Genomic DNA, 11,708 nt, shown 5'->3' on the forward strand with positions numbered 1-11,708 from the left:
CGTCCTTGTCGTGGCGACGGAAGTCGATGACGCGGTACGCGCGCTTGTGGCCACCACCCTTGTGGCGGGTGGTGATGCGGCCGGAGCTGTTGCGGCCACCGCTCTTGGAGAGCGGGCGGACCAGAGACTTCTCCGGCTGCGAGCGCGTGATCTCGGCGAAGTCGGCGACGCTCGAGCCGCGGCGGCCGGGCGTCGTCGGCTTGTACTTACGGATTCCCATGGGGATCTGTCCTCAATCTGCTCTCGTCGGCTCAGCCGAAGATGTCGATCGTGCCCTCGCGGAGGGAGACGATCGCACGCTTGGTGTCCTTGCGCTTGCCCAGGCCGAAGCGCGTGCGGCGCGTCTTGCCCTTGCGGTTGATCGTGTTCACCGAGGCGACCTTGACGTCGAAGATCTGCTCGATCGCGATCTTGATCTCGGTCTTGTTGGCCCGCGGGTCGACGATGAACGTGTACTTGCCCTCGTCGAGCAGGCCGTAGCTCTTCTCGGAGACGACCGGCGCGAGGATCACGTCACGGGGGTCCTTGGTCACGGTGGTCACTTCGCGGCCTCCTCGGCAGCAGTCTCGTCCGCCTCGGTGGAGGTGGCGACGGCCTTCGCGGAGCGGCCCTTGGCCGGGCCGGCCAGGAACGCGTCGAGCGCGCCCTGCGTGAAGACGACGTCGTCCGAGACGAGCACGTCGTAGGTGTTGAGCTGGTCGGCCACCAGGAGGTGGACCTGCTCGACGTTCCGCAGCGACTTGGTCGTCACGTCGTCACCGCGCTCGGTGACCACGAGGACGTGCTTGCGCCCGGAGAGCTTCGCGAGCGTCGCGAGGGCGGTCTTCGTCGAGGGCGTACCGTCGACGCCGAACCCGGTGACGACGTGCACGCGGCCGTGGCGCGCCCGGTCGGAGAGGGCGCCGCGCAGGGCGGCCGCCTTCATCTTCTTGGGCGTGCGCTGGTCGTACGAGCGCGGCGTCGGGCCGTGGACGGTGCCACCGCCGGCGAACTGCGGGGCGCGGATCGAGCCCTGACGGGCGCGGCCGGTGCCCTTCTGCTTGTACGGCTTCTTGCCACCGCCGCGGATCTCGCCGCGGGTCTTGGTGTCGTGCGTGCCCTGGCGGGCGGCTGCGCGCTGCGCGACGACGACCTGGTGGATCAGCGGGACGTTGGTCTCGACGTCGAACACCTCGGCGGGGAGCTCGGCGGTGCCGGCCTTCGTGCCGGTCGCGTCGAGGACGTCGACGGTCAGAGCGGTCTGCTCAGCCATGGGGTTCACGCTCCCTTCGCGGCGCTGCGCACGAGGACGACGCCGCCCTTGGGGCCGGGGACCGCGCCCTTGACGAGCAGCAGACCCTTCTCGACGTCGACCGCGTGGACGGTCAGGTTCTGGGTGGTCTGGCGGGCGTGGCCCATGCGACCGGCCATGCGCAGGCCCTTGAAGACGCGCGACGGGGTCGACGCCCCGCCGATCGAGCCGGGCTTGCGGTGGTTGCGGTGCGCACCGTGCGAGGCGCCCACGCCGGCGAAGCCGTGACGCTTCATGACACCGGCGGTGCCCTTGCCCTTGGTCGTGCCGACGACGTCGACCACGGCACCGGCCTCGAAGGCCTCCGCGGTGATCTCCTGGCCGAGCGAGTACTCGGCGGCGTCGGACGTGCGGACCTCGGCCACGTGGCGGCGCGGCGTGACGCCGGCCTTCTCGAAGTGCCCCTTGAGCGGCTTCGTGACCTTGCGCGGGTCGATCTGGCCGTAGGCGAGCTGCACCGCGGCGTAGCCGTCGACGTCCGTCGTGCGGACCTGCGTCACGACGTTCGTGCCGACCGCCACGACGGTCACGGGCACGAGGCGACCGGCCTCGTCCCAGAGCTGCGTCATGCCGAGCTTCGTCCCGAGCACGGCCGTCACCGGACGGGCGTTCTGCTGGGGGGTAGTCATGATGTCCTCCAGCCTCAGAGCTTGATCTCGATGTTCACGTCGGCCGGCAGGTCGAGACGCATGAGCGAGTCGACGGCCTTCGGCGTGGGATCGATGATGTCGATCAGCCGCTTGTGCGTGCGCATCTCGAAGTGCTCGCGGCTGTCCTTGTACTTGTGAGGCGACCGGATGACGGTGAAGACGTTCTTCTCCGTCGGCAGCGGCACCGGACCCACGACCGTTGCACCAGCGCGCGTCACCGTGTCGACGATCTTGCGCGCCGAGCTGTCGATGACCTCGTGGTCGTAGGACTTGAGCCGGATGCGGATCTTCTGTCCCGCCATGGCGTCGTCTGACTCTCTCTCTCGAACCGCTAGCTGTCCGACCCCCGCACTCGGGCGTGTCGCGTAGTCGCGACGCACCTGGGCGCACGCGCCAGGAGGCGCAGGGCCGTTGGATATGTGAACCCACCGCGCACCGTGCTCACGCACGACGCCGCAGCCTCGGACCACAACGTTTGTCGAGCCTGGTCGGAACATGTGTCCCGCGGGGTACTCGATCCATGTCGACAGAGAGCAAAACCCGCAGACCCGGGCCCTTGGCCCCGGCGTCCGTCCCCGCCGAGCGAGGACCGGTTCAACACACTGTTCGACACGTGAAAGAGCGCGCCCGTGACAGGCAACCTGAACAGTCTGCCACACGGATCCGAGAAGGGCCAACTCGGGCCCCAGGACCCCGCCGCACGGCCGGCACGCACCGCCGCTACGCACGTCCGGCGCACCCCTCCCCCGGGCAGCACGAAGGCCCGGCACCTCGCGGTACCGGGCCCTCGCGGAGTGCTGCCGACGGGCAGCGTCAGATCACTTGAGGATCTTGGTGACGCGGCCGGAGCCCACGGTGCGGCCACCCTCACGGATGGCGAAGCCGAGGCCCTCCTCCATGGCGATCGGCTGGATGAGCTCGACCGTCATCTCGGTGTTGTCGCCGGGCATGACCATCTCGGTGCCCTCGGGCAGCGTGATGACGCCGGTGACGTCCGTCGTGCGGAAGTAGAACTGCGGACGGTAGTTCGAGTAGAACGGGTTGTGACGGCCGCCCTCGTCCTTGCCCAGGATGTAGACCTGCGCCTCGAACTGCGTGTGCGGGGTGATCGAACCCGGCTTCACGACGACCTGGCCGCGCTCGACGTCCTCGCGCTTGATGCCGCGCAGGAGCAGACCGGTGTTGTCGCCGGCCTGGGCCTGGTCCATCTGCTTGTGGAACGTCTCGATGCCCGTGACCGTGGTCTTCTGGGGCGAGCGGATGCCGACGATCTCGACGTCCGAGTTGATGTCGAGCGTGCCGCGCTCCACCTTGCCGGTGACGACGGTGCCACGACCGGTGATCGTGAAGACGTCCTCGACGGGCATGAGGAACGGCTTGTCGAGCTCGCGGACGGGCTCGGGCACGTTCTCGTCGACGGCCTCCATGAGCTCGATGATCTTGGCGGTCCACTCGGCGTCGCCCTCGAGAGCCTTGAGGCCCGAGACGCGGACGACCGGAGCGTTGTCGCCGTCGAACTCCTGCGAGGAGAGGAGCTCGCGCACCTCCATCTCGACGAGCTCGAGGATCTCCTCGTCGTCGACCATGTCCGACTTGTTGAGCGCCACGAGCAGGTAGGGCACGCCGACCTGGCGGGCGAGCAGGACGTGCTCGCGCGTCTGGGCCATCGGGCCGTCGGTCGCGGCCACGACCAGGATCGCGCCGTCCATCTGGGCGGCACCGGTGATCATGTTCTTGATGTAGTCGGCGTGGCCCGGGGCGTCGACGTGCGCGTAGTGACGCTTCGGCGTCTCGTACTCGATGTGCGCGATGTTGATCGTGATACCGCGCTGCTTCTCCTCGGGAGCCGCGTCGATCTCGTCGAAGTTGCGCTGGACGTTCGCCGGCAGGTCCGGGTACGTGTCCGCGAGCGTCTTCGAGATCGCTGCCGTCAGCGTCGTCTTACCGTGGTCGACGTGACCGATGGTGCCGATGTTGACGTGCGGCTTGGTCCGCTCGAACTTGGCCTTAGCCACTGGGGTCCTCCTGGGACTTGGGTAGATGTGCCGAACGTTGCGAATGTCGACCGAGAGATCCTACATCCGCGGGGCGTTGCGGTTTTCCTACAGGTTGATGGTTGTGCGGGTCTTCGACCTGTGGGGACTCACTCGCCCCGGGTCTTCTTGATGATCTCGTCGGCAACGTTCCGAGGAACCTCGGCGTAGCTGTCGAACTGCATCGAGTACACGGCGCGACCCTGCGTCTTGGACCGGAGGTCACCGATGTACCCGAACATCTCTGACAACGGTACGTGGGCCCGGACGACCTTCACACCCGTCGCGTCCTCCATGGACTGGATCATTCCACGACGTGAGTTGATGTCGCCGATCACGTCGCCCATGTACTCCTCGGGCGTACGCACCTCGACCGCCATCACCGGCTCCAGCAGAACCGGGTCAGCCCGCTTGACGCCCTCCTTGAGGACCATCGAGCCGGCAATCTTGAACGCCATCTCGGAGGAGTCGACCTCGTGGTAGGCGCCGTCGAGCAGCGTCGCCTTGACCCCGACCAGCGGGAAGCCGGCGAGCACGCCGAGCTCCATCGCGGACTGGATACCGGCGTCGACGCTCGGGATGTACTCGCGCGGGATGCGACCACCGGTGACGGCGTTCTCGAACTCGTAGAGCTCGCCCTCGGCCGTGTCGAGCGGCTCGAAGGTGACCTGGACCTTCGCGAACTGCCCGGACCCACCGGTCTGCTTCTTGTGCGTGTAGTCGATCTTCTCGGCCTTGCGGCGGATCGTCTCGCGGTACGCGACCTGCGGCTTGCCGACGTTCGCCTCGACCTTGAACTCGCGACGCATGCGGTCGACGAGGATGTCGAGGTGGAGCTCGCCCATCCCGCCGATGACGGTCTGGCCGGTCTCGTCGTCCAGCTTGACGCGGAACGTCGGGTCCTCCTCGGCGAGCTTCTGGATCGCCGTGGAGAGCTTCTCCTGGTCCGCCTTCGTCTTCGGCTCGATCGCGACGTCGATGACGGGCTCGGGGAACGTCATCGACTCGAGGATCACCGGGTTCGCCGGGTCGGTGAGCGTGTCACCCGTCGTGACGTCCTTGAGGCCGATGAACGCGTAGATGTGGCCGGCCGTCGCGTCCTCGACCGGGTTCTCCTTGTTGGAGTGCATCTGGAAGAGCTTCCCGATGCGCTCCTTCTTGCCCTTGGTCGAGTTGAGCACCTGGGCGCCCTGCGCGACCTTGCCCGAGTAGACGCGGACGTAGGTGAGCTTGCCGAAGAACGGGTGCGAGGCGACCTTGAACGCGAGCGCGGAGAACGGCTCGGTGGCGTCGGGGTGACGCTCGATGACCTTCTCCTCGTCCTTGACGTCGTGGCCCTCGATCGCGGGGACGTCGAGCGGCGACGGCAGGTAGTCGATGACGGCGTCGAGCATGGGCTGCACGCCCTTGTTCTTGAACGCCGAGCCGCACAGGACCGGGAACGCCTCGCCCGCGATGACGAGCTTGCGGATGCCGGACTTGATCTCGGCGATCGTCAGCTCCTCGCCGCCGAGGTACTTCTCGAGCAGCTCCTCGTCCGCCTCGGCGACGGCTTCGAGCAGCTCGTTGCGGTACTGCTCCGCCTTCTCGACGAGGTCGGCCGGGATCTCCTCGGTCTCGTACGCCTCACCCATCTTGGTCTCGCCGCGCCAGACGAGGGCCTTCTGCTCGATGAGGTCGACGACGCCCGTGAAGTCGTTCTCGGCGCCGATCGGCAGCTGGATGACCAGCGGCTTCGCCTTGAGGCGCTCGACGATCGTCTTCACGGTGAAGTAGAAGTCCGCGCCGAGCTTGTCCATCTTGTTGACGAAGCAGATGCGCGGGACGTTGTACTTGTCCGCCTGGCGCCACACCGTCTCCGACTGCGGCTCCACGCCCTCCTTGCCGTCGAAGACGGCGACGGCGCCGTCGAGCACGCGCAGGGAGCGCTCGACCTCGACCGTGAAGTCGACGTGGCCGGGCGTGTCGATGATGTTGATCTGGTTGTTCTTCCAGTAGCAGGTCGTCGCGGCCGACGTGATGGTGATGCCGCGCTCCTGCTCCTGCTCCATCCAGTCCATCGTCGACGCGCCGTCGTGCGTCTCACCGATCTTGTAGTTCACACCCGTGTAGAACAGGATGCGCTCGGTGGTCGTGGTCTTCCCGGCATCGATGTGGGCCATGATGCCGATGTTGCGGACCTTGTTCAGGTCGGTCAGCACGTCAAGTGCCACGGTCTGTTTCCCTCGCTAGGTGGGTTGAGTCGGGGGCGCTGCTCGGACCGGGGTGGCCGGCCGGGACCCGCCGACGGCCCCGCGGACGTGCGTCCACGGGGCCGGTCGGGCGGACTACCAGCGGTAGTGGGCGAAGGCCTTGTTGGACTCCGCCATCTTGTGCATGTCCTCGCGGCGCTTGACCGCGGCGCCGAGGCCGTTGCTGGCGTCGAGGATCTCGTTCATGAGGCGCTCGGTCATGGTCTTCTCGCGGCGGGCGCGCGAGTAGTCCGTGAGCCAGCGCAGCGCGAGGGTCGTGGCGCGCGCCGGGCGCACCTCGACCGGGACCTGGTAGGTGGCGCCACCGACGCGGCGCGAGCGGACCTCGAGCGCGGGACGCACGTTCTCGAGCGCGCGCTTGAGGACGACGACGGGGTCACCGTCGGTCTTCGAGCGGACACCCTCGAGGGCGCCGTACACGATCGCCTCGGCGGTCGACTTCTTGCCGTCGAGCAGCACCTTGTTGATGAGCTGCGTGACGACGGGGGACCCGTAGACCGGGTCGACGATGAGCGGCCGCTTCGGGGCCGGGCCCTTGCGAGGCATCAGCTCTTCTCCTTCTTCGCGCCGTAGCGGCTGCGGGCCTGCTTGCGGTTCTTCACGCCCTGCGTGTCGAGCGCGCCGCGGACGATCTTGTACCGCACACCCGGGAGGTCCTTCACACGACCGCCGCGCACGAGCACGATGGAGTGCTCCTGGAGGTTGTGGCCGACGCCGGGGATGTAGGCCGTGACCTCGACCTGGGAGGAGAGCTTCACGCGAGCGACCTTGCGCAGCGCGGAGTTCGGCTTCTTCGGGGTGGTGGTGTACACGCGCGTGCACACACCGCGCCGCTGCGGGGAACCCTTGAGGGCGGGGGTCTTCGACTTCCCCACCTTCGAGGTCCGCCCCTTGCGGACGAGCTGCTGGATCGTAGGCACTACGTCTCCGTGTCTTCTCGAGCTGTGCCGGGGCGATCCCCGGCCTGTGGTCGTGCTGGCTTCGGGCGCCGATCGCACGCGGCGCCCGCGACGCAGTGCGTCGCACGCAGCCACCTACCACCGGCTCGATGGTCCGGGCCGGCCGTCGGGCGCGAGGCGCGGGACGGACGGGTCCGGAATGCCCGCGCACTCACATCGACCCGTCCGGAGATCGCCAGGGCGGCGCGGTGCGCGTCGAGCCGGGGCGTCGACGCGGTCGCGGGCCGCGAGGAACATCACAGAGGGCCCGACGGCGCGGGCACGGTTTACCAGGCTACCTGCCGCTCGACGGGTAGTCAAAGGTCCTGGTCGCGCTCCCCCGGCCCTCCACCGGGGTGCTCCGCCGGGAAAAGGCAGGTGCCCGGCGGCGACCCCCGCACCTCGCGGTGCGGGGGCGCCGTCGGGCACCGGGAAGAGCGGGACGTCAGCGGTAGTCGCCGAAGTCCAGGTCCTCGAGCGGGATCGCCTCGCCGGAGCCCATGCCGAGCGCCGGGAAGTCGATCTCGTCGTAGCCGAAGCTCGGGTAGAGCTCCGTCTTCGCCTGCTCGGTCGGCTCGACCTCGACGTTGCGGTAGCGGGGCAGACCCGTACCGGCCGGGATGAGCTTACCGATGATGACGTTCTCCTTGAGGCCGAGCAGCGGGTCACGACGACCGCTCATCGACGCCTCGGTGAGCACGCGGGTCGTCTCCTGGAAGGAGGCGGCCGAGAGCCACGAGTCCGTCGCGAGCGACGCCTTCGTGATGCCCATCAGCTCCGGACGGCCGGAGGCCGGCTGGCCACCCTCCGCCACGGCCCGACGGTTCGCGTCCTCGAAGCGGCCGCGCTCGGCGAGCTCGCCCGGCAGGAGCTGGGAGTCGCCCGAGTCCAGCACGGTCACGCGGCGCAGCATCTGGCGCACGATGACCTCGATGTGCTTGTCGTGGATGTCCACGCCCTGCGAGCGGTAGACCTCCTGGACCTCGTCCACCAGGTGCTTCTGCGTGGCGCGCGGGCCGAGGATGCGCAGGACCTTCTTCGGGTCCACCGCACCCTGCACGAGCTGCGTGCCGACGGCGACGTGGTCGCCGTCCTGCACGAGCAGGCGCGCACGCTTGGTCACCGGGTAGGCGATCTCCTCCGAGCCGTCGTCCGGCGTGAGCACCAGACGGCGCGAGCGCTCGCTGTCGTCGATCGCGATGCGGCCCGAGAACTCCGCGATGGGCGCCTCACCCTTGGGGGTGCGGGCCTCGAAGAGCTCCGTGACACGCGGCAGACCCTGCGTGATGTCGTCGGCCGACGCCACACCACCGGTGTGGAAGGTACGCATCGTCAGCTGCGTGCCCGGCTCGCCGATCGACTGGGCCGCGATGATGCCGACGGCCTCGCCGATGTCCACGAGCTTGCCGGTCGCGAGCGAGCGGCCGTAGCACTTGGCGCACGTGCCGACGCGCGACTCGCACGTGAGGACCGAGCGGACCTTCGCGTCCCGCACGCCCGCCGCCACGGCGGCGTCGATGAGGACGTCGCCCGCGTCGTCGCCGGCCTTGCCGATGACGTTGCCGTCGGCGTCGACCAGGTCGGACGCGAGGGTGCGCGAGTACACGCTCGTCTCCACCTTCGGGTGGCGCACGAGGATGCCCCCGAGCTCCTCCGCGATCGGGAGCGTGAGGCCACGCTCCGTGCCGCAGTCCTCCTCGCGGATGATGACGTCCTGCGACACGTCCACGAGACGACGCGTGAGGTAGCCCGAGTCGGCGGTCCGCAGAGCGGTGTCCGCCAGACCCTTGCGGGCGCCGTGCGTCGCGATGAAGTACTCGAGGACGGACAGGCCCTCGCGGTAGTTGGACTTGATCGGGCGCGGGATGATCTCGCCCTTCGGGTTCGCCACGAGACCGCGCATACCGGCGATCTGGCGGACCTGCATCCAGTTACCACGGGCACCTGAGCCGACCATGCGGTAGACCGTGTTGCGGTCGTTCGCCTCGAGGTTCTCGCGCATGACCGACGCGACCTTGTCCGTCGCCTGGGTCCAGATCTCGATGAGCTCCTGGCGGCGCTCGTCGTCCGTGATCAGACCGCGGTCGTACTGCTGCTGGACCTTGAGCGCGCGCTCCTCGTGCTGCTCGAGGATCTCGGCCTTCGCCGCCGGCGTGGCGACGTCGGAGATCGCGATCGTGACGCCCGAGCGGGTCGCCCAGCGGAAGCCGGCGGCCTTGAGGGCGTCGAGCGAGGCGGCGACCTCGACCTTCGGGTACCGCTCCGCGAGCTCGTTGACGATCGCCGAGAGGCGCTTCTTGTCGACGACCGAGTTCACGTACGGGTAGTCGACGGGCAGCGTCTCGTTGAACAGCGCACGACCGAGCGTGGTGTCGAACAGGATCGGCTGACCCTGCTCCCAGCCCTCGGGCGCCTCGAAGCCCGACACCGGCGGGACGAGGTCCGTCATGCGGATCTTCACCGGCGCGTTGAGGTCGAGCGACCCCTGGTCGAACGCCATGATCGCCTCGGCCACGGACCCGAACGCGCGACCCTCGCCGACGGTGTCTGCCTTGTCGCTCGTCAGGTGGTACAGACCGATGATCATGTCCTGCGAGGGCATGGTCACCGGACGGCCGTCCGACGGCTTGAGGATGTTGTTGCTCGAGAGCATGAGGATGCGGGCCTCGGCCTGCGCCTCGGCGCTCAGGGGCAGGTGCACGGCCATCTGGTCGCCGTCGAAGTCCGCGTTGAACGCGGCGCACACGAGCGGGTGCAGGTGGATCGCCTTGCCCTCGACCAGCTGCGGCTCGAACGCCTGGATGCCCAGGCGGTGCAGCGTCGGCGCACGGTTGAGCAGCACGGGGTGCTCGGTGATGACCTCCTCGAGCACGTCCCACACGACCGGGCGCGCGCGCTCGACCATGCGCTTGGCGCTCTTGATGTTCTGCGCGTGGTTGAGGTCCACGAGCCGCTTCATGACGAACGGCTTGAACAGCTCGAGCGCCATCTGCTTGGGCAGACCGCACTGGTGCAGCTTGAGCTGCGGGCCGACGACGATGACCGAGCGGCCCGAGTAGTCGACGCGCTTGCCGAGCAGGTTCTGGCGGAATCGGCCCTGCTTGCCCTTGAGCATGTCGGAGATCGACTTGAGCGGGCGGTTGCCCGGGCCCGTGACGGGACGACCGCGGCGACCGTTGTCGAACAGCGAGTCGACGGCCTCCTGCAGCATCCGCTTCTCGTTGTTGACGATGATCTCCGGCGCGCCGAGGTCGAGCAGACGCTTGAGGCGGTTGTTCCGGTTGATCACGCGGCGGTACAGGTCGTTGAGGTCGCTCGTCGCGAAGCGGCCACCGTCGAGCTGCACCATCGGGCGCAGGTCCGGCGGGATGACCGGGACGGCGTCGAGCACCATGCCCGTGGGCGAGTTCGTCGTCGTGAGGAACGCGTTGACGACCTTGAGGCGCTTGAGCGCGCGCGTCTTGCGCTGCCCCTTGCCCGTGCGGATCGTTTCGCGCAGCGACTCGGCCTCGGCCTCCAGGTCGAAGTTCTCGAGGCGCTTCTGGATCGCCGCGGCGCCCATCGAGCCCTCGAAGTACGTGCCGTAGCGGTCCTGCAGGGCGCGGTACAGCATCTCGTCGCCCTCGAGGTCGGCGACCTTGAGGTTCTTGAAGCGGTCCCAGACCTGCTCGAGGCGGTCGAGCTCGGCGTCCGCCCGCTTGCGGATCGACGCCATCTCGCGCTCGGCGGAGTCGCGGACCTTGCGGCGCGCATCGGCCTTGGCGCCCTCGGCCTCGAGCTCGGCCAGGTCGGCCTCGAGCTTCTGGGCGCGGGCGTTGATGTCGTTGTCGCGGCGGTCCGCGATCTCCTTCTTCTCCAGGTCGATCTCGTTCTGGAGGTTCGGGAGGTCCTCCTGGCGACCCTCGTCGTCGACCGACGTGATCATGTACGCCGCGAAGTAGATGACCTTCTCCAGGTCCTTCGGGGCGAGGTCGAGCAGGTAGCCGAGGCGCGAGGGCACGCCCTTGAAGAACCAGATGTGCGTGACCGGGGCGGCGAGCTCGATGTGGCCCATGCGCTCACGGCGCACCTTCGAGCGCGTCACCTCGACGCCGCAGCGCTCGCAGATGATGCCCTTAAAGCGCACGCGCTTGTACTTGCCGCAGTAGCACTCCCAGTCCCGGGTGGGGCCGAAGATCTTCTCGCAGAAGAGGCCGTCCTTCTCGGGCTTGAGGGTGCGGTAGTTGATGGTCTCGGGCTTCTTCACCTCACCGTGCGACCAGGCACGGATGTCGTCGGCCGTGGCCAGGCCGATGCGCAGCTCGTCGAAGACGTTGACGTCGAGCAAGATGTCCTACTTCCTTCGTCTGCCGGTACGCGGCCGGAGGCCGGTACCGACGCCATAAAGACGGGGTGGGTGCGGGTCGGGGCGGGAGCGGTGCGCGGTCGTGGACCGGGGCACCGCCCCCGCCGGCCCGAGATCAGATCTCGTCGACGCTCGCGGCGGCGTTCGGACGACGCGACAGGTCGATGCCGAGCTCCTCCGCGGCGCGGTACACGTCGTC

The 11,708-nt window shown here is 68.4% G+C and carries 9 protein-coding genes and 1 pseudogene; all 10 read right to left on the reverse strand.

Annotation, left to right across the window (positions count from 1 at the left end; all coding sequences use genetic code 11):
* Nucleotides 1–220: pseudogene (locus JZ5iCDA_RS11655) on the reverse strand (50S ribosomal protein L2); the annotation flags it as partial.
* 31 nt (nt 221–251) lie between these two features.
* Nucleotides 252–542 carry a 50S ribosomal protein L23 gene (rplW, locus tag JZ5iCDA_RS11660; RefSeq protein ID WP_069387331.1) on the reverse strand — a complete coding sequence of 97 codons (291 nt, stop codon included), beginning with the start codon at nt 540–542 and terminating at the stop codon, nt 252–254.
* Nucleotides 539–1,252, reverse strand: coding sequence for a 50S ribosomal protein L4 (rplD, locus tag JZ5iCDA_RS11665; RefSeq protein WP_069387338.1), 714 nt, complete (start codon nt 1,250–1,252; stop codon nt 539–541). Before rplD ends, rplW begins: the two co-directional genes overlap by 4 nt.
* 5 nt (nt 1,253–1,257) lie before the next feature.
* The gene (gene rplC, locus JZ5iCDA_RS11670) at nt 1,258–1,920 is read right to left on the reverse strand and encodes a 50S ribosomal protein L3 (protein ID WP_069387332.1); all 663 of its coding nucleotides are present in this window, start codon (nt 1,918–1,920) and stop codon (nt 1,258–1,260) included.
* 14 nt (nt 1,921–1,934) lie between these two features.
* Entirely contained in the window at nt 1,935–2,243 is a 309-nt protein-coding gene (rpsJ, locus tag JZ5iCDA_RS11675; protein ID WP_069387333.1) for a 30S ribosomal protein S10, read from the reverse strand.
* Nucleotides 2,244–2,759: 516 nt separating this feature from the next.
* Nucleotides 2,760–3,956: an elongation factor Tu gene (gene tuf / locus JZ5iCDA_RS11680; RefSeq protein ID WP_069387334.1), complete on the reverse strand. Its 1,197-nt coding sequence runs from the start codon at nt 3,954–3,956 to the stop codon at nt 2,760–2,762.
* 128 nt (nt 3,957–4,084) lie between these two features.
* Nucleotides 4,085–6,187 carry an elongation factor G gene (fusA, locus tag JZ5iCDA_RS11685; RefSeq protein ID WP_069387335.1) on the reverse strand — a complete coding sequence of 701 codons (2,103 nt, stop codon included), beginning with the start codon at nt 6,185–6,187 and terminating at the stop codon, nt 4,085–4,087.
* A gap of 114 nt (nt 6,188–6,301) precedes the next feature.
* The gene (gene rpsG / locus JZ5iCDA_RS11690) at nt 6,302–6,772 is read right to left on the reverse strand and encodes a 30S ribosomal protein S7 (protein WP_069387336.1); all 471 of its coding nucleotides are present in this window, start codon (nt 6,770–6,772) and stop codon (nt 6,302–6,304) included.
* Nucleotides 6,772–7,146, reverse strand: coding sequence for a 30S ribosomal protein S12 (rpsL, locus tag JZ5iCDA_RS11695; protein ID WP_021479869.1), 375 nt, complete (start codon nt 7,144–7,146; stop codon nt 6,772–6,774). The genes rpsG and rpsL overlap by 1 nt, the downstream gene beginning before the upstream one ends.
* Before the next feature lie 463 nt (nt 7,147–7,609).
* Nucleotides 7,610–11,491: a DNA-directed RNA polymerase subunit beta' gene (locus JZ5iCDA_RS11700; RefSeq protein ID WP_069387337.1), complete on the reverse strand. Its 3,882-nt coding sequence runs from the start codon at nt 11,489–11,491 to the stop codon at nt 7,610–7,612.
* Nucleotides 11,492–11,708 lie beyond the last annotated feature (217 nt).

This window comes from Cellulosimicrobium cellulans (assembly GCF_001722485.1).
Lineage (GTDB): Bacteria > Actinomycetota > Actinomycetes > Actinomycetales > Cellulomonadaceae > Cellulosimicrobium > Cellulosimicrobium cellulans_A.